Source organism: Neobacillus oceani (assembly GCF_046237595.1).
Classification (GTDB): Bacteria; Bacillota; Bacilli; order Bacillales; family Cytobacillaceae; genus Bacillus_D; species Bacillus_D oceani.
Genome location: NZ_CP143543.1, coordinates 4027703 through 4053419, shown reverse-complemented (window position 1 = coordinate 4053419; position 25717 = coordinate 4027703). Strand labels below are relative to the sequence as shown.

Sequence of the window (25717 nt, the reverse complement as noted above, 5' to 3'; positions counted from 1 at the left end):
GGGATAAGCTTGGAAGATAATATTCAAGCGCATATAGACAAGCTTTTGCAATATATGAGGGATGAAGCCTACAAGCCGCTTACGGTCCAGGAGCTTGAGGAAGCATTCGGGATTCAGGATTCGGCCGATTTTAAGGAATTCGTAAAGGCGCTCGTCCAAATGGAGGAAAAGGGCCTTGTCGTCAGGACCCGTTCAAACCGCTATGGTCTGCCGCAAAAAATGAATCTGATCCGCGGAAAGGTGGCCGGCCATGCAAAGGGCTTTGCATTCGTTATGCCCGAAGAGCCGGGAATGGATGATATTTTCATCCCGCCAAATGAAACGAACAATGCGATGCATGGCGATACAGTTCTTGTCCGGGTTTCATCGGAAACATCGGGCGAGCGCAGGGAAGGGACGGTTGTCCGCATCCTGGAACGCGGCATTACCCAGATGGTCGGAACATATGTTGAAAGCAAGAGCTTCGGATTCGTCATCCCGGACGAAAAAAAATTCGCCGGTGACATCTTTATTCCGAAGGCCGCTAACGGAGGAGCCGTTGAAGGCCATAAGGTTGTTGTGAAAATCGTTAACTACCCGGAAGGCCGGACGAGTGCAGAAGGCGAGGTTATTCAAATCCTCGGCCACAAAAATGACCCGGGTGTCGATATCCTGTCGGTCATTTATAAACACGGACTTCCGCTCGCTTTTCCGGAAGAGGTACTTGAGCAGGCAAACTCGGTACCGGATGAAATTGACGAACGCGACATGGAAGGGCGCCGCGACCTGCGTGACCAGGTGATCGTCACAATTGACGGCGAAGATGCAAAGGACCTTGATGACGCTGTAACCGTAACGAAGCTCGACAATGGCAACTACAAGCTCGGCGTCCATATTGCCGACGTCAGCTATTATGTGACGGAGGGTTCTCCGATTGATTTGGAAGCGGAAGAGCGCGCCACAAGCGTGTATCTCGTCGACCGGGTCATCCCGATGATTCCACACAGGTTATCGAATGGAATCTGTTCCCTGAACCCAAAAGTAAACCGCCTGACACTTTCTTGCGAAATGGAACTTGATTCGAGCGGGCATGTGGTCAACCACGAGATTTTCCAAAGTGTCATTAAGACGACCGAACGGATGACATACAGCGATGTAAACAAAATTCTCGTCGAGAAAGATGAGGAAACACGCAGCCGCTATGAAGCACTCGTTCCAATGTTCGAGCTAATGGAGGAACTGGCGTCCATTTTGCGTAAAAAAAGAATGGACCGCGGCGCAATCGATTTTGATTTTAAAGAATCAAAGGTACTGGTGGAAGAGGATGGAAAGCCGACTGACGTTGTAATCCGTGAACGCTCCGTTGCCGAGAGGCTTATTGAGGAGTTCATGCTTGCCGCCAACGAAACGGTTGCTGAACATTTTCACTGGCTGGAAGTTCCGTTCATTTACCGGATTCACGAAGATCCGAAAGAGGAAAAGCTGCGCAGGTTTTTTGAATTCATTACAAACTTTGGCTACCTCGTTCGGGGGACGGCCAATCAGGTCCACCCGCGAGCCCTTCAGGAAATCATCGAAGAGGTCCAGGGCAAGCCGGAAGAAATGGTCGTTTCAACGGTCATGCTGCGCTCTATGCAACAGGCGAAGTATTACCCTGAAAGCCTTGGCCACTTTGGCCTTTCAACTGAATTTTACACGCATTTCACATCCCCGATCCGCCGTTATCCGGACTTAATCGTTCACAGGCTAATCAGGACGTACTTGATAAATGGGAAGCTGGATGAAGCAACCCGTGAAAAATGGAATGCAAGGCTGCCGGAAATCGCAGAACACTCCTCCAAAATGGAGCGCCGCGCAGTTGACGCCGAGCGGGAAACCGACGAGCTGAAAAAAGCGGAATTCATGGCCGACAAAATTGGCGAGGAATACGATGGCATTATTTCCTCGGTTACAAACTTCGGTATGTTTGTTGAATTGCCGAATACGATTGAAGGGCTTGTCCATGTCAGCTATATGACGGATGACTATTACCGTTATGACGAGCGACATTTTGCGATGATTGGCGAACGGACGGGCAACGTGTTCCGGATTGGCGACGAAATCACCGTCCGCGTCATTAACGTCAACAAGGACGAGCGGTCGATCGACTTTGAAATCGTTGGCATGAAAGGGACAAGGCGCGAACGGAGCGGGGAAGGACGCATTTTCAGGACGAACAGCTCCGATAAAAAGCCGACCAAAGGCAAGGCAGGCGGCCGCGGTTCCGTATCCAAAAGCATTGGCCGCACGGAGCCTGGTGCTTCTGGCGATGGCGATAAGGCCAAGAAGAAGAAACGTAAATTCTACGAAAACGTCCCGAAAAACAAGAGTGCGAAACGGAAAAAGCGGTGAGGCACAAGTTACATCGCTTCGGCTAAAACGCCATAACTGTTTTGTTCGGGAAAATTGGAGGGCCTCCTGGAGGCTCTCTTTCATTCTTGGGCGCTTCGTTGTGGGAATAGAGAAATTTTGCTACAATTAAGGAATGTTAGGGGGAGTCAGCATGCCTAAAGGTGTTGGAAAAACAGTCGCGCAAAATAAAAAAGCGTACCATGACTATTTTATAGAAGAGACATATGAAGCCGGAATCGTGCTGCAAGGAACCGAAATCAAATCGATTCGCGCTGGAAAGGTGCAATTGAAGGATTCGTACGCTAGGATCCACAATGGCGAGATGTTCCTGTACAGCGTCCATATTTCCCCTTATGAACAAGGGAACCGCTACAACCATGACCCGCTCAGGACACGGAAGCTTCTCTTGCACAAACGGGAAATCATGAAACTGCTCGGCGAAACGAAGGAATCTGGCTATGCGCTCGTTCCATTGAAAATGTATTTGAAAAACGGTTACGCCAAAGTGCTTATCGGCCTTGCAAAAGGGAAAAAGAAATACGACAAGCGCGAAGACCTGAAGCAGAAGGAAGCCAAGCGCGATATCGAAAGGGCATTCCGCGAGCGGCAGAAAATGTAAGATGCGAAGGGAAACCAAGTCCTTCCTATTGAAAAAATGGCTGTTTGTGATATAATTAGAACTGTCGCAGGATTACTGCGGCGTATAATCTAAGCTCATGCTCTGAGCTTTTCCGACGTCCGGCAATGAACAATTGCCGCTCATACTACAATGGGGACGCTACGGATTCGACAGGGGTAGTTCGAGCTTAGGTTGCGAGTCGAGGGGATCGGCCTCGTTAAAACGTCAACGCCAATAACTGGCAAAACTAACAACAACCTCGCTTTCGCAGCTTAATACTGCGTAGCGGTTCCTCCCTCCATTGCCCATGTGGTAGGGTAAGGGACTCACTCTAAGTGGGCTACGCCGGATTCCACCGTCTGAGGATGAAGGAAGAGAACAACCAGGCTAGCTGACCAAACGCCTGTCGACAGGCAGATGGCTCAGCGAATCGCGAATATGTCGACTACACTCGTAGAAGCCTAAGTGCCGATATCTTTGGACGTGGGTTCGATTAGGAAATAGTCGCCTTGCATAGCAATATGCAAGTGAAAATCTGGCTTTATCGGTGAAACCTAAGTCGCAACAGTTGCGATAAGGCAATGCCGAGCGGTATGTGGAGCAATCCAACAGCCGTGTATCGACTTATAGGCTGCCCACAAGGCAGTACTAGGATGCATAATCTGCCTGGGAACCGGGCAAAACTATATTATGCATAATACGCCAGACGGCCTTCTTATTGGAGGTCGAAGATATAGTCAGTGCCATGACGAAAGCATGGAATAGCACGTCCCACCGTCTCCACCAATACATAATTGGTGGTTTTTTCTTTTTATAGGCAAAAATCCGTGATGATCCGCGACATTTTTTTATTAAAATCTTTGTTTGATGAACATGAGGTAAATGAGTGAATGATACGAATGGCATGATTATAAAAGAAAGAAACTTTTTTCAAATTCCATTTTTCGCTCCAGCATTTGTTGATCATACTTACCGTTTCTAGGAGTAATATTGTTATAATGTAGAAGAATCCAGTTACACCGGTGTCTTTTTCTTTCAACTCTTAAATATTGGGCAATTTGATGCAATGCGGAGAAGACTTCATTCTTTTTATTTATATTTAAGCAGTAAGAGTTTTTGTGCTTTCCAGGCTTGTAGTTTTTCTTGTTAATAATAGAGCCTCCGGTAATACTCTTAATATAATCCAAGAGCTCTATATCTGTAGATGCAATACTAATACAAGGGCGTCTAAACTCTTTTTGATGCATTCTTGTTAAGGTTATACTTCCTTCACCATCAATTATTCCAGCTAGATAAGATGCCTCCCACTCTTCCAAAATTTATCCCCCCAACACGATTTGTAATCCTTTACTCTAATTTTAAAATTTTTAACTAAAGAATTCTACATTAACAGAAGCAATGGCAGTGTTTTAGTTATGTGGTTATAATAAATGGCAAAATAGATAACATGAAACGAAGTGGAACGGCCTTCAAATTAGCAAATAAATAAAAGGCATCGGGAAAAATCATTCCCAATGCCTTTTATTTTTGGCCTTAAACTTTAAATGTTGCTGCGTTCCGCTCTGGTTAGGTCTTTTCGCGATTATTTCAATCTCAAGGTCTGCTCCAAGTGGCAGTTTTTCTTCCATAGTTATTCTTCTAAAAAATTCGATGTTTGTTCTTGATGCAATTTTTTCAATAAACGGTGAAATAACGGCGATTTAGTGATGATTTACTTAGGATATACCTCTCTGATCACTTAAAGCCAATTTTCAGCCCATGTTTCTAAACCTCTAAGTGCCCTCCCTAATTCGCTTCCTTTTCTAGTTAAGGAATATTCAATGCGCACAGGTCGGCTCGTAATGACATGTCGAAGGATAATCCCCGACTCCTCTAATTCTTTCAGGCGTTCATTAAGGACGCGCTTACTCAAGTCAGGAATATTAGCGTGAATCTCACTAAATCGTTTTGGTTCCTCAATAAGTGAACGAATAATAAGTCCTACCCATTTTCTTCCGATTAACTGATAAGAATGTTCTATTTTATCGCATAGTGGTGGTTGGGGTACTTCTTTGCTCAACTGTTTCACCTCTGCCATTATTTGTTTTCTTTCTACTTTTAATAACCATTTATTGAAAAATAAAATAATATATATGTTTTATTGTAACACAATAAGTGCTTGGCACATAGGTAATTAAGCGTTTCCAAAAGTATTAAGGAGTTTTGCTAAAATAGTTCACAAATGTACTATGGTTACTTATTGTGATAGTTTTCACAAATATACTTAATTAAAATATCTTTAATTCAAGACAAATTCTTTGACGGATAAAACCTAAGGATTTATTATGTGAATATAATGTTTTATTGATACAAAAAGTAACCTGTTGATTAAAGTGAAGTAGGTGATTTTTATAAATTTTTAAAAAGTATGTATGTAAGAGTTTGATTAAGAAAAATATCTTAACCAAACTCTGGTATGAATGCAAAGGCATTAACAAAAATTAATTCTAAATAAGCCTAAAAAAATTCAAATCTGGAAATCAGTCCGCTATTTGAATCAACTATCAAATACCGACAGTGAAATAATAAATTTAGATCGATCAAATGTTCAAGTGCGGGATGGGCTCTGCTTTGTGATCGAAACAAAAAGGGGTGATTCGATTGGAACAAATCAATCGTGAACAATTAATAAAAGCGGGGTTTAGCGAAGATATTTTGCCGACGAAGCTAGAAGATAAGAATTGGAACGTCGGAAATTATACTTCCATTTGGATGGGTTCAGTTCATAATATCCCAAACTATATTGCGATTGGCGGGCTTTTTGCAATAGGGATGTCTGTTGGACAAGTTTTCGCGGTCATTATGACTGCGTCAATTATATTAGCGGCTGCAATGGTTCTTAATGGCCATGCAGGATCTAAATATGGTTTACCTTTTTCTATGCTCATACGCTCATCTTTCGGAACTAGAGGCGCAATGATTCCAGGAGTGTTAAGAGGGGTAATTGCTGCAATCATGTGGTTTGGATTTCAAACATTCGCAGGCAGCCAAGCGTTGTCTATCCTAATCGGAAAGCTTTGGCGAACGTATTTAACGTTAGGCGGAGATTGGAATCTTTTGGGGTTATCATTACCCGGGTTAATTTCATTTCTATTGTTCTGGTTATTTAATGTTGCTCTAATTTTTGGAGGAATGGGACTTGTAGGTAAATTTGCAAATATCCTTTCTCCTCTTGTCTATATTGTTTTTGGCGGTATGGCAATTTGGGCAATTAAATTAGCTGGAGGTATTGGCCCAATTTTAGCTTATACAGGTGCAGGAGTCAGCGGGAATAAAGTAATCGTCTTTTTTGCAGCTGTAACAGCAATCATTGCTGCTTGGGCAGCCCCTATCGTAAACGTGTCGGACTTTACAAGACTGGCTCGCTCGACGAAGGATCAAGCGATTGGACAAACAGTAGGTTTAGTCGTGACTTATTTATTGTTTGCCATTGCAAGTATTTCGATCATTGTAGGCTCCGAGATTGCCTTTGGGACACCAATTTGGAATGTACTGGATGTCGTTGCGCGGTTTGATAGTACCTTTGCAATAGCAATATCAGTTCTAACACTATGTTTAACAACATTATCAGTGAATGTGACAGGTAATATTGTGCCTGCTGGTTACCAGTTGGCATCCCTATTCCCGAAAAAATTAACGTTTAAGTCAGGTGCAATGATTGCAGCTGTAATTGGGATTCTTGTAATGCCTTGGAAACTTATGGAGAATGCGACAAGTATTTTTACATTCTTAAATATCGTTGGCGGCTTACTAGCTCCGATAGCAGGTGTTATGTTAGCTCATTATTTTGTGGTATCAAAAACAGAAATTGAGTTGGGAGAATTATATTCCAAGGACGGTAAATACAACTATAAAAATGGATTTAATGTAAATGCCCTTATTACAGCTACTATTGCGGGGGTACTTTGCTTAATCGGTAATTTCGTCCCGTTGTTAAAGCCGCTTTATGAAATTTCGTGGTTTGTTGGGGTTATTTCAGCGTTTATTATCTACATTGTCCTTCAGATGCGTAGCATAAAAAGTGTGTAGTGAACAAAGCTGAGCAAAATGAATTTAGAAAAGTAGCTAGAAAAAAGATTTATCAATATTAATTGGGGTGTCAGGCAGCAATTTTTAAAGGAATACTGCTAGGGGAATGTCAAACAAAAGGAAATTTTGACGGTGGGTATTAATCTTTTTTATCGAAAGGGGTTTTAATAATGGCACTTGATTTACTTATTAAAGGCGGCAATGTTGTATTCCGGGATGGGGTTCGAAAGGTTGATATTGGAATAAAAAACGAAAAAATCACCTGCATTGCTGAGCAAATTACTAAGGATGCAAAAGAAATCATTGATGCGAATGGGCAATATGTCATGCCTGGAATGATTGATACACATGTCCACATCAGCGAACCGGGAAGGACAGAATGGGAAGGCTTTGAAACAGGATCGAAGGCTTTGGCAGCCGGAGGAACGACTAGTTATGTGGAAATGCCATTGAACGCACTCCCGGCAACAATCAATAAAAAGGCATTGGATCTGAAGCTTGAAGCGGCAAAAACACAAAACTATGTTGACTATGCCTTTTATGGGGGTCTCGTGCCAGATAATCTGGAAAAGCTGGAGGAATTGGCTGATGCAGGGGTTCTGGCGTTTAAATGCTTCATGTCTGATATCACAAGCGATATTCCTGGAGATTTTACAAATGTCGATGATTATACCTTGTATAAGGGGATGCAGAAATTAGCGGAACTGGATCAGCTGCTGTGCATCCATGCGGAAAATCCTTCGGTTACATCTGGGCTTGCTAAAGAATTTGCTGAAGCAGGCAAGAATTCTGGGGTAGAATATGCGGAATCCCGCCCTGTTTTTACAGAAGTGGATGCCGTCCAACGCGCCCTTCTTTTTGCAAAAGAAACTGGCTGTAAATTGCATTTAGTGCACATTAGTACATCAGAGGCGATTCAAGCTATTTTAAAAGCCCGTGAAGAGGGTGTGAATGTAACAGTTGAATCATGCCCACACTATTTCGCCTTTACTGCCGAGCAGGTAGATGAAATTGGCCCTAGGGCAAAATGCCAGCCTCCAATTAGAAAGGCAGAAGACCAAGCAAAGCTATGGGACGAGCTTCTAAACGGCAATATTGACTGGCTGACATCCGACCATTCGCCTTGTACTGAGGACTTGAAGCAAGGAAACCTTTGGGAAGCATGGGGCGGAATCAGCGGAGCGCAAAATAACGTCGACCTCATGTTTGATTTGGCTGTGAAACAACGTGGACTACCTGTACACAAGTTTGTCGATTTAATCGCAACCAACCCAGCTGAGCGCTTTAACTTGCCTCATAAAGGCGAAATAGCCGTTTCAAAGGACGCCGATATTATCCTGGTTGATCCGAACCAGTCTTATACAGTGAAAAGGGAAGATCTCTACTATAAAAATAAACACAGTGCGTATGAAGGCCGGAAGATTGACTGCCGTGTGACGAAAACAATCGTGCGCGGGAATGTCGTTTTCGATTTGGAGAAAGGCATTGTTGGTAACCCTGTTGGAAAGCTAATTTCCGCAAAGTAATAAGAACAAGGCAACAGATAATATAATCAAGACCCTTGCCAATGTAAAAACGGCAAGGGTCAATGCGAAGAAATAATGGAGGAGAACCATGGTTAATTACGATTTAATTATAAAAAATGGAACAATCGTTACAGCTGATTCAATCGTCCAAGGTGATATTGCAGTCAAGGATGGCAAAATTAAAGAAGTATCTATTGGCAAACCTTTAGAGGCAACAGCGGATAAAGAGATTAACGCTGAAGGGCTTCATATCCTTCCGGGTTTGATTGACACACACGTCCATTTTAATGAACCAGGCAGAACGGAATGGGAAGGGCTGGAGACAGGAAGCAAAAGCTTGGCTGCAGGCGGTGTTACAACATTCTTTGATATGCCATTGAATAGTACGCCACCGACAATTAACAAAGCCAATTTGGAACTGAAAAGCTCCGCTGCCGATAAAAAATCGATTGTTAATCCACGTTTCTGGGGCGGACTAGTACCGGAGAATATTGATGATTTAAAGGAACTTCATGAAAATGGCGTTATCGGATTTAAGGCGTTCATGTCACCAAGCGGAATTGCAGATTTCAATAATGTTGATGATGAAACAATTTATAAAGGGATGAAAGAGATTGCTTCTCTAGGTTCTCTTCTTGCTGTTCATGCGGAAAGTACGGTTATTACTGATCAGCTCGCAAAAGAAAAACAAAGCCAAGGCAAAACAACTGCAAGAGACTTTGTTGAATCTCGGCCGATTATTTCCGAAATCGAAGCGGTTAGAAGAGTAATCTCTTATGCAGAAGCAACTGGATGTAAACTCCATATCGTCCATGCGAGCAGCCGAAAGGTCGTTCAGGTTATTAATGAAGCTAAACAAAGAGGCGTGGATGTAACAGTCGAAACATGCCCACATTATTTGTCATTAACAGTAAAAGATTTAGAAGAAAAAGGAGCATTGGCGAAATGTGCTCCTCCGTTAAGAGATGAAGAAGAAGTAGAAGATCTTTGGGTTGCAATTGCCAATGGTGAAATCAATGTCATCGCCTCCGACCATTCACCAGCGCCAGCATCCATGAAAAAAATAACAGACAACTATTTTGAAGGTTGGGGCGGTATCTCCGGTGCTCAGTCTACTTTGAATATCATGTTGACTGAAGGCCATTTTAAACGAAATCTACCATTGGAAAAGATTGTTGAATTGACTGCGACAAACCCGGCAAAATTGTTCGGACTTTCAACGAAAGGAACAATCGCGGAAGGATACGATGCTGACTTGGCGATTGTCAACCTGAATGAAAGCTTTGAACTAAAGAACGAAGACCTGTTCTACCGCCACCAGCACTCCCCATATGTGGGTATGACATTTAAAGGAAAAGTGAAGACAACCATTGTTGGCGGGAAAGTCGTGTTCGAAAACGGAAAACCAATACAAAAATAAAAATTACGGAATGTTTTTTATGACTTTCCGTTCCTACAGTAATCATCAAAGGAAAGGAGAGTTACCTTTATGGCATCAAATGAAAAAGAACAACAAGTGGTAATGAACAAGAAATTTATCATTCCATATTGGTGGAAAGTGGTGTTTGCATTCACATTAGGGTGGATGTTTATAAATGCAAATAAATATTTTTTGAATCCTATTTTAGGGGAGATTGGCCTAGAGTATAGCCTGAACAATAGCCAGCTTGGTTTGGTCAATAGTATATTCTTTCTGACTTACACAGTCGCGCAAATTCCAGCAGGAGCTTTCAGTGATAAATTTGGAAGGAAAAAGTTGCTTGTCATCGGGTTTATTTTATATGGAATATTGACAGGGATCAGTGGCCTCATGGCTGGTTTTACAGGCTTTTTAGTGGCTCGTGCTTTAGCGGGATTTTCTTCAGCCACCTATTACGGCCCACAATTTGCCCTGTCATCCGAAGCAATCCCGGAAAAAAATAGAACTGAAGGCAGTGCGATTATTAACAGTGGATCGGGGTTGGGAATTGCTTTCGGTTTTGTCTTGTCGAGTACATTAGTTTTGGATAAGGGCATGAGCTGGAGTGTTCCCTTTTATATCTTCGGCGTACTTACCGTTCTTGTCGGGATCCTTATTTCAGTATTGGTAAAGGAAAAAAATCCAGATAAGGAGTCGAAACAACGTGAACAGCTAGTAGAGCCATCGAAGAAGGGAGAAAAAGTTTCGGTTTTATCTTTATTTAAAAACCGCAATCTTTTGATTACTTTTCTTGTCTTGTTTTGTTCCATTTATGGCTTTACCGTTGTTGTCACCTGGCTGCCAAAGTTTTTGGAAACAGAAAGGGGCTTTCACGGCAGTCAAGTTGGTTTGATATCGGCTTTGGTCCCTTTGGCTTCGATACCGGGGGCGCTTATCGCAAGTTATATTTCGGATCGCTCAGGCAGGAAGAAGCCACTCGTATTTATTCTTATTCCAGTTGCTGCGATTGCATTGTGGGCAACGGTTTACGTTGACAATACATTTTTATTGATTCTGGCACTGTTGGTTTATGGGTTATTTGGCAAAATTGCATTGGATCCGATTCTGATCTCGTCTGTTTCTGAAAATGTTACTCCAACGGCATATGGGGTTGCATTTAGTGTCTTTAATTTTATGGGAATGTTGTCGTCAGTAATCGCCCCTTGGTTTGTTGGTTTTCTTGCTGATAAAACAGGCAGCATGGCCGCCGGATTTTACTCAGCAGTCATTGTTCTAATCGTAGGGTTCTTTCTAATGATGTTCTTTAAAGAAGACCGAAAAGGTAAAGCAAGCCTACAGCAGTAAAAGTAAAAAGGAAGTAAATGATCGTAAAAAATAGGAAAGGTTAGATAAATGTGAAAGATTTAACACGTGAAGTATCTCAACTCGTTGATTGGCTGGGTGAATATGGCAAGGATCCTGAAGGCGGCGTTACTCGGCTGCTTTATACAAACGAGTGGATCGAGGCACAAAAAGCGTTAGAAAAAATGCTCAAAGAAGATGGATTGACTACTTATTATGACGAAATTGGCAATCTGTTTGGGCGCTTGGAAGGAACGAAGTATAGCAATGAAACAATTTTAACTGGATCTCACGTTGATACAGTTAAAAATGGCGGTAAATTAGACGGTGCATTCGGAATTCTCGCTGGTATTTTAGCGATTCGATTTTTAAAAGCCAAATATGGGCAGCCGCTCCGCAATCTTGAAGTAGTCTCGTTTGCTGAAGAAGAAGGAAGCCGTTTTCCATATGCTTTCTGGGGTTCAAAAAACCTTGTTGGCATCGCGAAAAAAGAGGATGTTGAAAACATAGCGGATTTTAATGGCGTTCCTTTTGTACATGCGATGAGAGGAGCCGGTTTTGATTTTAGGAATGAATCAAATTCAGTCCGGAATGATTTAAAAGCCTTTGTTGAAATTCATATTGAGCAAGGAAATGTTTTGGAGAATGAAGGAAAGATATAGGGGTTGTCAACAGTATTGTCGGCCAAAGGCGTTTTACGATTGAGGTAACGGGGGTAGCAAACCATGCCGGCACAACGCCGATGGGGTATCGTAAGGATGCCGTATTTGCAGCAAGCCAAATGATTCACGGCGTCATTAGCAAGGCCGTTGAATATGGCGATCCACTTGTTGCGACAGTAGGAAAAATCGAGGTAAAGCCGAACATCGTGAATGTGGTTCCGGGTAGCGCATTATTTACATTGGATGTCCGGCATACTGAAAAAGAGATGCTTGTAAAGTTTACTGAGGAATTAGCAACGATTATTAATCGTGTTGCCGCCGAGTCCGGGTTAGAAATTAACATCGATATGTGGATGGATGAGGACCCAATTCCGATGGATCAACAAGTAGTTGAAGCCATTGAGAAACAAGTGAAAGAAAATGGATTCAATTACAAACTCATGCATAGCGGAGCAGGACATGATTCTCAAATCATTGCACCACTTGTGCCCACAGCTATGATATTTGTGCCGAGCCATAAGGGCATCAGCCACAATCCATTAGAATATACAAGTCCGGAAAATCTAGCAACGGGCGTTAAAGCTCTAATAGATTCATTGTATGAATTGGCTTACAAAGAATAATAATCTAAATGAATAGGAGATTATAAATATGAAAACAACAGAAGATGCTTTAAAAAAACTAATTAAAGTAAAGCTGAACAAAGCTGGCCTTTCAGAAGAACATGCTGAAGGAGTAGCTGATGTATTAGTCCATGCAGACCTTCGGGGGGTTCATTCCCATGGAGCAATGCGAGTGGAATATTATGCTGAAAGAATTGCGAAAGGGGGCATTAACACAAACCCGAATTTTGCATTTGAAAAGACAGGACCAAGCACTGGGATCTTCCACGGTGATAACGGTGTCGGGCATGTGGCTGCAAAAAAAGCGATGGATCGCGCCATCGAAATGGCGAAAGAGTTTGGAGTAGCAGTAGTTGGAGTGAAACGGATCAGCCACAGCGGAGCTCTTTCATACTATGTTCAACAAGCTGCTAGAGAAGGTTTAATTGGTCTTTCACTTGTTCAATCGGATCCAATGGTCGTTCCTTTTGGAGGTGTTGAACCGTACTATGGGACCAATCCAATTGCGTTTGCGGCCCCAGGTAAAAATGATGACATGATTACCTTTGACATGGCCACTACAGTCCAAGCATGGGGAAAAATCCTTCATGCGCGATCAAAGAATGAATCGATTCCTGATACATGGGCGGTCGATAAAAATGGTGAGCCGACGACAGATCCGTTTAAAGTAAATGCTTTACTCCCAATCGCGGGACCGAAAGGCTATGGCTTAATGATGATGGTGGACGTATTATCAGGCATTTTACTCGGATTGCCATTCGGAAACCGTGTTTCATCCATGTATCATGATTTAAGTGAAGGGCGAAATTTAGGCCAGCTTCATATTGTCATCAATCCAGCATATTTTACAGACTTAACAACATTTAAAGAAAACATTTCAAAAACAATGAGTGATTTAAATAATATTAAACCAGCGCCAGGCTTCGACCAGGTATTATATCCTGGCCAAAACACGACAATAATTGAACAAAAATCCAGGCTGGAAGGGATTGAAATTGTCGACGAAGTGTATCGTTACCTTGAGTCAGATGTCGTTCACTACAATAAATACGACGATAAGGATCCATTTGCAAAATAATAACTTATATAGTAATGAGAAAAAGGAGCGTTTTTGAGATGGGTTATCCAAAAGACTTATTATCAAGCAGATCGATCATTGAACATGGGAAATTTGCATTAATAGCACCAGAAGGATTGGTGAATAATGTTATTCCCGGATTCGAAAATTGTGTGATTTCCGTATTAGGATCTCCTAAGCTTGGAGCGAGCTTTGTCGATTACATTGTGACAATGCGAAAAGGTGGTAAAAATAGCGAAGGCTTTGGTGGACAAGCAGACGTACAGACTTTCGTATATGTTATTGATGGAAAAGTGAAGGCAGCTGCAGGCGAGGAAGAATTTATTCTTGAAGAAAGCGGCTATCTATATTGTCCGCCAGGAACAAAATTGTATTTGGAAAACCTACAAGAAGGGGAGTCCAAACTGTTCCTTTACAAGAAAAAATATAAACCACTAGAAGGGCGAAAGCCTTGGGTTGTTTCAGGCCACGCTAATAACATTGAATATAGAATTTATGACGATATGCATAATGTTAACATTAAGGATCTATTGCCAGCAGATCTTGATTTTGATATGAATTTCCATATTCTATCCTTTGATCCAGCTGCTAGCCATCCGTTTATTGAAACGCATGTGCAAGAGCATGGAGCCTATTTACTGTCCGGAGAAGGAATGTATAACTTGGATAATAACTGGATTCCAGTAAAGAAAGGCGATTATATTTTCATGGGGCCTTACGTACATCAGGCAGCCTATGCAGTAGGAAGAGAAAATTTAACATACGTCTATTCAAAAGACTGCAACCGTGATGAAGAATTATAAAAAAGCCATTTAATTTAATCATTATATAAAAGAGAGAGAATCAGTCAATTGATTGGTTCTACTCTGTTTGTATTTATTAGCACATATTTTATTGTTTATTATAAATTTCAGTAAGATTTAATGTAAAGCTCTTTATATTTAGGTTTACATCTTATCAATTTTAGATGGTCGGGAAAAATTACTATATAAAAATACAATCAAATATCTTGAATTAAAAATATATAACATGATAATATATGAATCGGAGATAAAAAGTATTAAATATTGGAGGAACATCTTATGTCAAACAGAAATGAAATTGGAACCTTATTACTTCGTGTTATGCTAGGTCTTGTCTTTTTAGCAAACGGAGTTTCTAAGTTTCAAGGTGGTATAGAGAATACAGCAGGTTGGTTTGATAGTATAGGAATTCCAGGATTCATTGCTTATCCAGTAGCTACCATTGAATTAGTAGGTGGTATTGCAATTATTCTTGGTTTAGGGACTCGGATCGTTTCACTACTATTTGGTTTGATCATGATTGGTGCAATCTTTACGGTGAAATTGCCGGATGGATTTCTAAATGGCTATGTTTTCGACCTTGTGTTACTAGTCCTTGCGGTGCACATGGTTTTGAATGGCAGTAAGTTATTTTCTCTTGGGCAACTAATATTTAAGGGGAGGGAAGCTTAAAATTAGGTTTCCTGGTCGAATACGAAGAACTACCTCCATTAATAATGTATTTTCATGGAGGTTCTTATTAGGTAAAAAAAAAGAAGAAGGTGTAAATATGGGGTTTTTCGATAAATTATTTAGAAAATCAAAGGAGATGGAAAATATGACAAATGTTAAATTAGCAGTAGTATTTTATAGTATGGGTGGAACAAACTATCAATTAGCAAAATGGGCTGCAGAAGGAGCAAAAGAAGCAGGTGCTGAGGTTAGAGTTTTAAAAGTACAAGAATTAGCTCCACAATCAGCGATTGAAGGAAATGAAGGATGGAAATCAACCGTAGCAGCAACAAAAGACGTTCCAGTTGCAACATCGGAGGATCTTGAATGGGCAGATGCTATTATTTTTAGTGTTCCAACACGTTTTGGAAATATGCCATCACAAATGAAACAATTCCTTGATATTCAAGGCGGGCTATGGGCGAATGGAAAAACAATCAACAAAGTAGTAAGTGCTATGACTTCTGCGCAAAATCCGCACGGTGGTCAAGAAGCCACTCTTTTATCGTTGTATACTTCAATGATGCACTGGGGTGCAATTATTGCCACTCCTGGTTACACTGATCCAGTTATCTTTGGTGCAGGTGGAAATCCATATGGAACAAGTGTAACAGTTGGACAAGATGGTAAGATGATTGAGGATGTTGAGGGTGCTGTTAAGCATCAAGCAAAACGTACAGTTACAGTTGCTGAGTGGGTTAAAAAAGGAAATCAATAATTTATAATAAAGAGCCAATCGAATTCGATTGGCTCTTTTGCGTTCTCTTCAAAATCCTTTTCAAAAAGTGAGACGCAGTCAAATGTAACTGCTGTGCCGGATGTAACAAAGTGAGGAAGAATCGATTCATCTAGTCAATGTGGCTAAAGAAACATATGGTATCGTTGATATTGCTATTAACAATGGTGGGTTACAGCATGTATCACCAATAGAAGAGTTCCCTACTGCCAAGTTTGAGTTGATGCAAAAAATCATGCTTACTGCACTATTCATCCTAACAAAACATGTATTCCCGATTATGAAAGAGCAAAAGTTTGGCAGGATTATTAACATTGCTTCAATTAATGGCTTGATTGGATTTGCAGGCAAGGCTGCATACAACAGCGCGAAGCACGGGGTTATTGGCCTTACAAAGGTCGCTGCATTGGAAGGCGCTGAACATGGTATTACAGTGAATGCTATTGCACCTGGATATGTCGATACTCCACTTGTTCGTGGACAAATGGCTGACCTTGCAAAATCCCGGAATGTACCTGTAGAAGATGTATTAGCAGAAGTTCTTCTCCCGCTTGTACCTCAAAAACGTTCGCTTGATGTAAGTGAAATTGCTGATTATGCGTTGTTCCTAGCAAGAGATAAGGCTAAGAGTGTAACCGGACAAGCTATCGTAATTGACGGTGGATATACAGCTCAATAAAAAAGATAGGCTGAAAGAAGTTAACAACTCCTTTCAGTTTTTTTTAGTTCTTTTCTAATATATATAAAGTTTGTGAACCAATAGATAAGGGGTTTTAAGGAGTAAATTAGGTTAGAACATTATTGTTCAATCTAATATTTTCTTATTGGCGGACAAAATAATAAAACACGAGGCAAATACCTGGATAGTTTGTTCTTAGTGAACTATAAACTTGCGGTTGCCAGGCTTATCGGTTCCGAGTGCTTTTGGGAACGTGTAAGAACGGTGGATATGCAGTTTCCGTAGTTTAAATTGAGAAAGTTATTAAGGTAGCGTTAAAAATTATCTTTAATTAAAAATATTTTAGTTCATTATAATTGACGATATTTTAATAATGGTTTATATTTATCTTAAATTCAAGATATATTAATTAAAGATTTATTAATTAAAAATATACCACTGAGTATATTTAAGCCGGCTGATCTTAAATTAATAACTTGGATTCAATCAGCAACAAGGGGGAGTTTCAGAGAGAAGTAGATTGATTGGGATGGATTTGCGAAAGATAAAACAAAAATATCAAATAATTAAATTATGGAGAGTGACTAAGATGAAAAAAGGAATTTTTAAGAAAATCACTGCTACTGGACTTGCGTTATCTATGGCTTTAGGACTTGTTGGAGCTGCATCTTTTGCAGATGGAGGGGCTTCCAAAGTATCAGCAAATGGAAAAGCTCAAGTAAAAGCTCAAGTAAAAGCAACTACCACTTCGGACATTTTGACACCGGACAACCATTCATTGATGTTGATTGACCATCAACCGCAGATGGCATTTGCCACTAAGTCGCATGATGTAGCGGAAGTTCGTAACAACGTTGAAGCTCTTGCAAAATCTGCGAAACTTTTCAATGTACCAACTATACTATCAACGGTCGCTGCTGATACTTTTAGCGGGCAAATTTTCCCGGAAATTAAAGCAGTATTTCCTGAGCAGGAAATTATCGACCGTACATCCATGAATGCTTGGGATGATCAAAAAGTTGTCGATGCAGTTAAAAAGGCAGGAAAGAAAAAATTAGTAGTAGCTGGTCTTTGGACTGAAGTTTGTGTCGTAATGCCAGTACTTGATGCACTTGAAGATGGTTATGAGGTTTATGTAGTAACCGATGCTTCAGGCGGGGTTACGACAGAAGCACATGATATGGCGGTAGAGCGCATGATACAAGCAGGAGCAACTCCAATCACTTGGATGCAATATATGCTTGAACTGCAACGTGACTGGGCTAACCAAGAAACATATGATGGTGTAATGTCCATTGCTAAAGAACATGGCGGTGCATACGGTTTGGGTGCTATATATGCTGAAGAAATGTTCGGTGCAAAAGAAGGAAAATAAATAAATAATAATTAAAAATAAAATGCCTTCCTATTTATAAAATGATAGGGAGGCATTTTCTCATATTTTCATAAAAATTTTTTGGTCCTAGAACTAAAATTATTCTTAGATGATTGACTTATTTCCAATTAAGTTATATAATTTATCTTGAATTAGAGATATTTTAAATTGAGATAAACTTTTATTGTAGGAGTGTGGTACACATGTTGAATTTATATACTTCTCCAAGTTGTACTTCGTGCCGTAGAGCAAAAGCATGGCTGGAGGATCATCAAATCGATTACGTAGAGAGAAATATTACGAAGCAACCGCTGACGGTTGAAGAAATAAAAGAAATCCTCCGCCTAACTTATGAAGGAACCGAAGAAATTATTTCGGTTAACTCTAAAACGTTTAGGAATCTTAACATAGATTTGGAATCACTTAAACTGCATGAGTTATATCAAATTTTAACTGAAAACCCGTCTATGTTAAGGCGGCCAATTATCAAGGATGAAAAAAGAATGAACGTTGGATTTAACGAAGAAGAAATACGCAGTTTCTTGCCTCGAAAGTTAAGGACATTCATTTTTGACGACCCTCATCAAATCGCTGATGATCATACGCATTGAAAATATTAATAGGATAGGTGTTGAGTAAAGTGGAAAGAAGATTTCCCAATCGGCCGTTTATTGTTTTAATGAAAACGGCAAAAGGGATTCATGAAAAAATAAGAGAACAAATGCTCAAGAGCAAGTTAAATGTAACGGAATTTTCAGTGTTGGAAGTGCTATACCAAAAAGGTACAATGACAATCCAGCAAATTTGCCAGAATGTCTTAATTTCAAGCGGTTCGATGACGTACGTAATAGACAAATTAGAAAAGCGCTGCCTCTTAAAAAGAAGTGCTTGTCCTAATGACCGCAGGGCGATACATGTTTCTTTAACAGATGAAGGACTTAACCTCATGGACACGATCATGCCAAATTATCTGGACATGGTTGATGGACTGTTTGAAGTACTGGACCCAGAAGAGGCAGAAACATTTTTGAAACTTTTAAAGAAAGTAAATAATAAAGTTGAGTAATGTGCTTTTGAAAAATATCTCGAAATCTAGATTCTTAATATAAAAATAAAAAGGAGTGCTATAAATGAGTAAGAAAACAATGGGGATACACCATATAACAGCGATTGTAGGCCATCCACAAGAGAACGCAGATTTTTATGCAGGAGTTTTAGGATTGCGGTTAGTTAAAAAGACTGTGAATTTTGATGATCCGGGTACGTATCATCTCTATTTTGGCAATGAGGGCGGAAAGCCGGGAACAATTATTACGTTTTTTCCATGGGTCGGTGCATATCAAGGGAGAATAGGAGATGGGCAAGTAGGAATCACTTCCTATGCAGTTCCTAAAGGAAGCCTTCGATTTTGGGAAGAAAGGCTAGGGAAGTTCAATATACCATTTATAAAAATGGTCCGCTTTGGGGAGCAATATTTAGAATTTGATGACCCGCATGGCCTGCGTCTCGCACTAGTTGAAAGAGAAGAAGGGGAGGTTAACACTTGGTCAATTGGAAATATTACTCCTCAAGTTGCCATTAAAGGTTTTGGAGGGGCAACCTTACTTTCCGCTCAGCCAAAAAAGACAGCAGAGTTGTTGGAAACAGTAATGGGACTGGAGCGAATTGCGGAGGAAGACGATATGGTCCGTTTCCGTTCTACAGCTGATATAGGGAACATCATTGATTTGAAATTAACCCCTGTTGGCCGCGGACAAATGGGAGTAGGAACCGTCCACCACATAGCATGGCGCGCAATCGATGACCAAGACCAGCTTGAATGGAAGGAATATGTTGAAAGCCACGGGTTTGGGGTCACTCCTGTTCAGGACCGAAACTACTTTAACGCCATTTATTTTAGGGAGCATGGGGAAATATTGTTTGAAATAGCAACAGATCCTCCAGGATTTGCCCATGACGAATCCTATGAGACGATGGGGGAGCAATTGATGCTGCCAGAACGATATGAGCAATACCGCGATAGGATAGAAAGATCTGTCCTTCCTTTCGAAATCAGGAATTTAGACGAAAAGCTTTAGTTGATCCGCCAATGCACAGTACTGAGTTCAACCTGAAGGAGGAAGCAGGTATGCAACAAACAGCTGGAATTCATCATATTACCGCGATGGTGAATGATGCACAAAGAACGATTGATTTCTACTCTGGCGTACTTGGACTGAGGCTTATAAAAAAGACAATCAATTTCGACCGTCCGGAAGTATATCATCTTTACTTTGGAAATGAATCGGGCGCACCGGGAACTGTTATCACCTTCTTTCCGTGGGAAAAACAGTTAAAAGGCCGTATTGGTACTGGCCAAGTTGGCTCAACAAGTTATGTCATCCCAAAAGACTCACTCGCCTTTTGGGAAGCACGTCTTAACAAATATAAGATAAAAACTTACTCGACTATTCGATTCGGTGAAAGGTATTTAAGCTTCCGGGATCCTGATGGGCTTGAAATTGAATTCGTAGAAAGAACCGAGGGGCCATTCAATAAGTGGAGCTTTGGTGAAATTCACCCAGATGTTGCCGTTAAAGGGTTTGGCGGAGCGACCCTGATTTCGGCACAGCCAAATAAAACTGCTGATGTTCTTGAGAATATACTGGGACTCCAATTGATTGGGCAGGAAGAGGGTTTCTTAAGATTCGAAGCAGATTCTGACCTTGGAAACACAATTGATATCAAGCTTACTCCATCGGTTCGCGGGCTTATGGGGGCTGGGACAGTTCACCATATTGCCTGGAGAGCAAGTGATGAAGAAGATCATAACCGGTGGAGATCACTTCTTGAGGAAAAAGGATACAATCCAACAGAAATCAGGGACCGCAAATATTTTAAAGCTATCTATTTCCATGAAGAAGGTGGAATCCTTTTTGAAATAGCTACTGACCAGCCCGGCTTTGCGGTTGATGAACCAATTGATGAACTTGGGGGAAAATTGATGCTGCCGCCCTGGTTTGAAACAAAGCGGGGAGAATTGAAGGATATTTTGCCCCCTGTAGAGGTCCGCGTATTGGAGGAAGATAAAAAATGATGCACATTTTCAAAAAGGAAAAGGAATTGGACATGTTCAAAAAAATTTCTACATTCGAAGAAATGATAGAGAATAACTACAGGGAATGGCCATGGATTTAGACTTCTGACTTACAGCAAAGGGGTAGCTGTATGGATATAAAAGTAGATGATTTATCAAAAATTGGGCGTAAGGCGTTTGAATTAATATGGAAAAACACAAATGATGCAATCTTTTTAATTGGAGATGATGGGGCAATCCTTCAGGCAAATCCAACTTTTACTGAAATATTGGGTTGGACAATTGAAGATATTAGAGGATTAACCCCTCCGCCTCCCCTACATGGCATGAATAATAAGGAACACAAGGAATTTCTTGATAGATTAAGAAGAGGAGAAAATATTAATTACTGTTTTACAGAAAGAAAAACTAAAAATGGAGAAATTCTGGATATATTATCAACCTATAGAGCTATTAATAAAGATGGAATTTTGGCATTGGGGATGTATAAGGACTTTACTGAACAAATGGAAATCCAAAGAAAATTGAAGGAAAATGAGGACCGATACCGAAAACTGGTAGAATTTTCACCTGATGCAATTATCGTCCGGAATAAGAACCAAATCTTGTTTATTAATCCTGCAGGCACAAGGTTATTAGGGCAAGTCAGTCCGAATGATATGGTTGGCAGATCAATTTGGAAGTTTATTTATTCGGAAAACAAAAAAGATATTGAACAAAGGCTCTTCAATATGATGGACGATATTGAGGCTTACAAACCTGTTACTTTTGTAGAACGGTTTATTCGCTATGACTATAAACAGTTTTATGCAGAGGTTACAGCCCTACCGATTATTTATAATGGGGAAGCTGTTATGCAGATACTATTAAGGGATGTAACCGTCAGAAAAAAATATGAGAAGGAACTTGAAAATCTGGCTTATTATGATTCGTTGACCGGACTTAGAAATAGGCGCAGTTTCATGGAGATTCTTGAACAGGGTATTTTATCTGCGAGCAAAATAAAGGAACAGCTTGCATTATTTTATTTAGATATAGATAAATTTAAAGAAATTAACGATTTATTAGGCCATGATGCAGGGGATGAGCTCCTTAAACAGTTTTCACAGCGCATGGTAAATAATTTAAGGGAAGATAGTATCATTGGCCGGATAGGTGGCGATGAATTCGTAGTTTTAATTAAAGGCGTTAAAAATGGTAAGAGTGTTTATAAAATTGTAGAGAGGCTATATAAGGCGCTTCAGCAGGAATATACCATCAGTGGCCATAGGATTGAAGCAACAGCAAGTATCGGTATCTCCCTATACCCCAAAGATGGCTCCAGCAGTGAATTATTAATTAAACATGCTGACGAAGCATTATACTTAGCCAAAGAAACAAGAAACCAGTACCATTTCCATAGTTTATCACGTATTAACGAGCAGTAAGCCCTCACTGTTGGCTATTTTATGAAGAGGAAAGATCATTAAGTTGGCTTTCATTTTATAGTATACCTTTAGTTTGAGAAATGTTAAATAGAGATATCTTTCCGAGGGATTGAGTAGAGTTAAAGAAGCTGCAAAGAAACTTTCAGCAGTAGCTGTTTAATAGTAGATACTTTAAAGTTAACTAAACAAAAGCTAACCGGAACTTACTACTGGTTAGCTTTGTTTCTTAAAGAAGCATAGAACAATGAATATAGAAAGGGAAGTAAATATATGAATTTGGATAAGGGTACTATGAAAAATCCATACCTAAAAATGGCAATGGGTTTATATTTGAATTATTTGCTATTAGGTATGATCAATGTAATTATTGCATCCAATATGAATTTTTTATCTCAACAATTAAATACGGGCAGTGCGGAAATTAGTTTTTTGATTTCTGCTATTGGGATAGGTAAATTAGTTACATTAAGTTTTTCTGGAAGGCTTTCTGATAAGGTAGGGAGAAAGCCCCTTGTCGTAATTGCATCATTTTTATATGTCATTTTTCTAGTTGGTATTCCTCTTGCACCAAACTATCATGTTGCTTTCGTTTTTGCGATTATTTCGGGAATTTGTAATTCAATTATGGATTCAGGGGCATATCCTGCTCTAATTGATGCTTTTCCTAAAAATTCCGGGTCCGCCATGGTACTGCTGAAAGCCTTTATCTCCATTGGGGCAACCCTTTTGCCTATTTTGGTGGTATTCATTATTTCAAACAATCTATTTTATGGGTATGCCTTTTTTGTTCCTGCGGCAGCTTACCTTATCAACGGTTTTTTCCTTACATTAGCTATATTCCCAAAGCATATAGTGGGTAAGTATGATTACTATTCAGTGGATTACAGTTCTATACGAAAGAGGTTTTCAAGAAAGCCTGTGTTCTGGAGAGAAGGTATAGGAGTCATCTTGATTGCCTTTAGTTCAGTTGCTTTATTTATGATTATCCAAACCTGGCTTCCAACTTACGGGCAGCAGATAGTTGGGTTGGGTAAGGAGGCGGCAGTTGGATTATTAAGTTATTATAGCATTGGAGGATTAATTTCAGTCCTTCTGCTCGCAATCCTGTTTAAAAAGGGAATTAAGCCTATTACCGTCATAATCGTTTATCCGTCTATAGCTTTTATTACGTTACTAGCCATGTTAGCTCTTCCATACCAAGTAGTGATTATGGTCTGTGCATTCGTTCTAGGGTTTTCAACTTCAGGAATTTTTCAATTAGCTGTTACGATTATGGCTGAATTTTTCCCGGATACAAAAGGCACGAGTACCGCATATGTCAGCGTTGCTTCTAGCTTAGCGTTTATTGTTATTCCATTTATAACAGGAATGATGACAAAGCATTTTAGCGTAACGTCAGTATTTATTTTTGATCTTGCAATAGCAATCTTAACTATATTACTAGGAATCAATTTATCCTTCCGGTATAAGAGAGTATTTAATCCTATTTAATAGGCTCGATACGCAAGGTGGATTAAGGGCAACTGGATAATAAACATTATTGATGCCTAAAAACAGGTAAAAGCTTACCCAAAAGAGTAAGCTTCAACCTCCTGTATAAATCTCATCACATGTCTCACCTGTCGGTTCATAATAGCAATGGTTTTTGAATTGGCCGGAAAAAGGCTGGCCGTACCACTCTGGAGGGCACGGAGCGTATGGATTGAAGTACCATAGGGCAAATTTCGCCGGTTGTTTTCTCCAATAATCCAAATTCATCCTTGCCAATCGTTTTTCAACTTCCCTTGCCCGTTGATAAAACACATTGCCTTTCTGCACGGCCTCAAATGAAAAATTCCCTCCCTGGACTTGAAAAATCACCTGGCGAACTGTTCTTACATCTCTGAAGTCTGAACAATTTGCTTTGACGCGGTTAACAATTACATTTCCCACATACAGCATTCCCTGTTTTCCTTCACCCTCAGCTTCCGCTCTCATCATCCTAGCCATTAAGGCAACATCTGCATCCCTGTATTTTACTCTCGCCATATTTTCACCCCAAGATATAGTATGAAAAAGGCCTATATTGGTGTAGGCCTTTTTTCAAAAAGCAGGTTAAATAATAAAGGTTCGAAATCGACCAGATTGAGGAATAATAATAGGACATACCAAAGGAGGGTGTTTCTTGATGGCGAAAAAAATAGCGCAAGGCTTTATTTTGTTAGGTGCGGTACTTTTACCTTTTTTCACATATGCGCATGTTAAATGGTTTGCCGAAGTGAAGCCGGAGAGAGAGTCAATTGAGAATATCCTTTCCCCGATATTTATTACGGTGGCTTTGCTGTGCGCGGTTCTCCTCGCAGTGTTGTCGCAAGTGATGCATAAGCTGACTGATTTTACATTAGCGAAAAAAATAGACCAGTGGCTCGAAAAGCGTAGAGCTTATTCCCGTTCTTTGTTAAAGTACGGAACCGCACTGGCATTGCTGCTGCAGGTTTTTTCCGGAACGTCGTTTGCCCCCGAATTCCATATTGAACACACTTGGGAAACCGTATTGATGTGGGCTGCCATAATCCTGCTCGTTATCCCGCACCACATCTCAACTAAGTTAGGCGCATTAGTTCTTTTCATCCTTTTCGTAAATGTGACAAAGACCGCCGGCTGGTTTCATATGCTGGATTACGGCTTTTACCTCGCCATTATTGGCGTATTACTGGTCGGAAAAACCAAGTGGGAGAATTGGGGTTTCCCGTTCTTGTACTTAGGAACGGGTTTGAGCTTGTGTTGGGTGGCGGTTGAAAAATGGGTGTTTCCAAATATGACGCTTCAAATAATCCAACATCACCACGTGCCAACCTTTGGTTTCCCAGCGGATACTTTTATTGTCCTGGCGGCGTTTATCGAATTTGTAGTCGGTTATTTACTAGTCGTAGGAATATTAAACCGGATTCTTGCGGTAGTAGTGACAGTCCTTTTTATCCTGACGACGATGATTTTTGGCTACACGGAAGTTGTTGGCCATGCGATGATTCACATTGTACTGCTTATCTTTATTATCGAGGGAGTTTCCTTTTATCAACCGCCAATCAAAATGCACAAAACGAGATTGGACCAAATGGTATTCGTTTTCTTAAATTTTATCTTTGTCCTTTCAACATTTTTATTGATTTATTATAGGTTTGCTTAAGGCTGTGAAAGCTGTTTTTTAGACGAAAACTAAAGGA

At 40.4% G+C, this 25717-nt stretch carries 21 protein-coding genes, 1 other RNA gene and 2 pseudogenes; 21 read left to right on the top strand and 3 right to left on the bottom strand.

Annotated features, from left to right (window positions below; translation table 11 throughout):
- Positions 1-9: 9 nt before the first annotated feature.
- From rnr to ssrA, 3 genes are all read left to right on the top strand, one after another.
- Complete coding sequence (rnr, locus tag V1499_RS20560) at positions 10-2370, top strand: ribonuclease R (RefSeq protein WP_409272153.1); 2361 nt, start codon at positions 10-12, stop codon at positions 2368-2370.
- Between the two features lie 151 nt (positions 2371-2521).
- Positions 2522-2989, top strand: coding sequence for an SsrA-binding protein SmpB (smpB, locus tag V1499_RS20555; RefSeq protein WP_316572323.1), 468 nt, complete (start codon positions 2522-2524; stop codon positions 2987-2989).
- Positions 2990-3149: 160 nt separating this feature from the next.
- Positions 3150-3485, top strand: a transfer-messenger RNA (tmRNA) gene (gene ssrA, locus V1499_RS20550).
- A gap of 412 nt (positions 3486-3897) precedes the next feature.
- On the opposite strand, the gene V1499_RS20545 is transcribed toward ssrA, so the two are convergent.
- Together V1499_RS20545 and V1499_RS20540 are read right to left on the bottom strand one after the other, a co-directional pair.
- Entirely contained in the window at positions 3898-4305 is a 408-nt protein-coding gene (locus V1499_RS20545; RefSeq protein WP_409272151.1) for an LAGLIDADG family homing endonuclease, read from the bottom strand.
- Positions 4306-4727: 422 nt separating this feature from the next.
- Positions 4728-5048 carry a winged helix-turn-helix transcriptional regulator gene (locus tag V1499_RS20540; RefSeq protein ID WP_409272149.1) on the bottom strand — a complete coding sequence of 107 codons (321 nt, stop codon included), beginning with the start codon at positions 5046-5048 and terminating at the stop codon, positions 4728-4730.
- Positions 5049-5629: 581 nt separating this feature from the next.
- On the opposite strand from V1499_RS20540, the gene allW reads away from it, so the two are divergent.
- The 17 genes and pseudogenes from allW to V1499_RS20455 all read left to right on the top strand — a co-directional run bounded on the left by allW (position 5630) and on the right by V1499_RS20455 (position 24005).
- Positions 5630-7057 carry an allantoin permease gene (gene allW, locus V1499_RS20535; protein ID WP_409272147.1) on the top strand — a complete coding sequence of 476 codons (1428 nt, stop codon included), beginning with the start codon at positions 5630-5632 and terminating at the stop codon, positions 7055-7057.
- 170 nt (positions 7058-7227) lie between these two features.
- A complete protein-coding gene (gene allB / locus V1499_RS20530) occupies positions 7228-8583 on the top strand; it encodes an allantoinase AllB (RefSeq protein WP_409272146.1) in 1356 nt (451 codons plus the stop codon).
- 88 nt (positions 8584-8671) lie between these two features.
- Positions 8672-10003: an allantoinase gene (locus V1499_RS20525; RefSeq protein WP_409272144.1), complete on the top strand. Its 1332-nt coding sequence runs from the start codon at positions 8672-8674 to the stop codon at positions 10001-10003.
- 69 nt (positions 10004-10072) lie between these two features.
- On the top strand, positions 10073-11347 hold the full coding sequence (locus V1499_RS20520) for an MFS transporter (protein ID WP_409272142.1): 1275 nt from the start codon (positions 10073-10075) through the stop codon (positions 11345-11347).
- Positions 11348-11397: 50 nt separating this feature from the next.
- A pseudogene (gene allC / locus V1499_RS20515) lies at positions 11398-12629 on the top strand (allantoate deiminase).
- Positions 12630-12657: 28 nt separating this feature from the next.
- A complete protein-coding gene (gene allD, locus V1499_RS20510; RefSeq protein WP_409272141.1) occupies positions 12658-13707 on the top strand; it encodes an ureidoglycolate dehydrogenase in 1050 nt (349 codons plus the stop codon).
- Positions 13708-13745: 38 nt separating this feature from the next.
- Positions 13746-14510, top strand: coding sequence for a (S)-ureidoglycine aminohydrolase (gene allE / locus V1499_RS20505; protein ID WP_409272139.1), 765 nt, complete (start codon positions 13746-13748; stop codon positions 14508-14510).
- Between the two features lie 279 nt (positions 14511-14789).
- Complete coding sequence (locus V1499_RS20500) at positions 14790-15182, top strand: DoxX family protein (protein WP_409272138.1); 393 nt, start codon at positions 14790-14792, stop codon at positions 15180-15182.
- Between the two features lie 145 nt (positions 15183-15327).
- Positions 15328-15939, top strand: coding sequence for an NAD(P)H:quinone oxidoreductase (gene wrbA / locus V1499_RS20495; RefSeq protein ID WP_409276354.1), 612 nt, complete (start codon positions 15328-15330; stop codon positions 15937-15939).
- A gap of 109 nt (positions 15940-16048) precedes the next feature.
- Positions 16049-16636: pseudogene (locus tag V1499_RS20490) on the top strand (3-hydroxybutyrate dehydrogenase); the annotation flags it as partial.
- Positions 16637-17417: 781 nt separating this feature from the next.
- Positions 17418-18011, top strand: coding sequence for a hydrolase (locus V1499_RS20485; RefSeq protein WP_409276353.1), 594 nt, complete (start codon positions 17418-17420; stop codon positions 18009-18011).
- Between the two features lie 203 nt (positions 18012-18214).
- Complete coding sequence (gene spxA, locus V1499_RS20480) at positions 18215-18622, top strand: transcriptional regulator SpxA (RefSeq protein WP_409272136.1); 408 nt, start codon at positions 18215-18217, stop codon at positions 18620-18622.
- Positions 18623-18651: 29 nt separating this feature from the next.
- Positions 18652-19077: a MarR family winged helix-turn-helix transcriptional regulator gene (locus V1499_RS20475; RefSeq protein WP_409272134.1), complete on the top strand. Its 426-nt coding sequence runs from the start codon at positions 18652-18654 to the stop codon at positions 19075-19077.
- A gap of 64 nt (positions 19078-19141) precedes the next feature.
- The gene (locus V1499_RS20470; protein WP_409272132.1) at positions 19142-20089 is read left to right on the top strand and encodes a ring-cleaving dioxygenase; all 948 of its coding nucleotides are present in this window, start codon (positions 19142-19144) and stop codon (positions 20087-20089) included.
- A 50-nt stretch (positions 20090-20139) separates the two neighbouring features.
- Positions 20140-21087 carry a ring-cleaving dioxygenase gene (locus V1499_RS20465; protein ID WP_409272130.1) on the top strand — a complete coding sequence of 316 codons (948 nt, stop codon included), beginning with the start codon at positions 20140-20142 and terminating at the stop codon, positions 21085-21087.
- Between the two features lie 131 nt (positions 21088-21218).
- Positions 21219-22514 carry a diguanylate cyclase domain-containing protein gene (locus V1499_RS20460; protein WP_409272128.1) on the top strand — a complete coding sequence of 432 codons (1296 nt, stop codon included), beginning with the start codon at positions 21219-21221 and terminating at the stop codon, positions 22512-22514.
- A gap of 291 nt (positions 22515-22805) precedes the next feature.
- On the top strand, positions 22806-24005 hold the full coding sequence (locus tag V1499_RS20455; protein ID WP_409276352.1) for an MFS transporter: 1200 nt from the start codon (positions 22806-22808) through the stop codon (positions 24003-24005).
- Between the two features lie 93 nt (positions 24006-24098).
- On the opposite strand, the gene V1499_RS20450 is transcribed toward V1499_RS20455, so the two are convergent.
- Positions 24099-24542, bottom strand: coding sequence for a cell wall hydrolase (locus V1499_RS20450; protein WP_409272127.1), 444 nt, complete (start codon positions 24540-24542; stop codon positions 24099-24101).
- Positions 24543-24681: 139 nt separating this feature from the next.
- On the opposite strand from V1499_RS20450, the gene V1499_RS20445 reads away from it, so the two are divergent.
- Positions 24682-25680 carry a DoxX family membrane protein gene (locus tag V1499_RS20445; protein ID WP_409272126.1) on the top strand — a complete coding sequence of 333 codons (999 nt, stop codon included), beginning with the start codon at positions 24682-24684 and terminating at the stop codon, positions 25678-25680.
- Positions 25681-25717: the final 37 nt, after the last annotated feature.

Excerpts from the sequence above, each read along its gene's own strand:
- spxA (WP_409272136.1), top strand. The coding sequence starts at position 18,215 with ATGTTGAATTTATATACTTCTCCAAGTTGTACTTCGTGCCGTAGAGCA.
- V1499_RS20520 (WP_409272142.1), top strand. The coding sequence starts at position 10,073 with ATGGCATCAAATGAAAAAGAACAACAAGTGGTAATGAACAAGAAATTT.
- V1499_RS20450 (WP_409272127.1), bottom strand. The coding sequence starts at position 24,542 with ATGGCGAGAGTAAAATACAGGGATGCAGATGTTGCCTTAATGGCTAGG.
- V1499_RS20525 (WP_409272144.1), top strand. The coding sequence starts at position 8,672 with ATGGTTAATTACGATTTAATTATAAAAAATGGAACAATCGTTACAGCT.
- allD (WP_409272141.1), top strand. The coding sequence starts at position 12,658 with ATGAAAACAACAGAAGATGCTTTAAAAAAACTAATTAAAGTAAAGCTG.
- V1499_RS20455 (WP_409276352.1), top strand. The coding sequence starts at position 22,806 with ATGAAAAATCCATACCTAAAAATGGCAATGGGTTTATATTTGAATTAT.
- V1499_RS20485 (WP_409276353.1), top strand. The coding sequence starts at position 17,418 with ATGTTGATTGACCATCAACCGCAGATGGCATTTGCCACTAAGTCGCAT.
- V1499_RS20470 (WP_409272132.1), top strand. The coding sequence starts at position 19,142 with ATGAGTAAGAAAACAATGGGGATACACCATATAACAGCGATTGTAGGC.
- V1499_RS20445 (WP_409272126.1), top strand. The coding sequence starts at position 24,682 with ATGGCGAAAAAAATAGCGCAAGGCTTTATTTTGTTAGGTGCGGTACTT.
- allB (WP_409272146.1), top strand. The coding sequence starts at position 7,228 with ATGGCACTTGATTTACTTATTAAAGGCGGCAATGTTGTATTCCGGGAT.
- wrbA (WP_409276354.1), top strand. The coding sequence starts at position 15,328 with ATGACAAATGTTAAATTAGCAGTAGTATTTTATAGTATGGGTGGAACA.
- smpB (WP_316572323.1), top strand. The coding sequence starts at position 2,522 with ATGCCTAAAGGTGTTGGAAAAACAGTCGCGCAAAATAAAAAAGCGTAC.
- V1499_RS20500 (WP_409272138.1), top strand. The coding sequence starts at position 14,790 with ATGTCAAACAGAAATGAAATTGGAACCTTATTACTTCGTGTTATGCTA.
- V1499_RS20465 (WP_409272130.1), top strand. The coding sequence starts at position 20,140 with ATGCAACAAACAGCTGGAATTCATCATATTACCGCGATGGTGAATGAT.
- allE (WP_409272139.1), top strand. The coding sequence starts at position 13,746 with ATGGGTTATCCAAAAGACTTATTATCAAGCAGATCGATCATTGAACAT.
- V1499_RS20460 (WP_409272128.1), top strand. The coding sequence starts at position 21,219 with ATGGATATAAAAGTAGATGATTTATCAAAAATTGGGCGTAAGGCGTTT.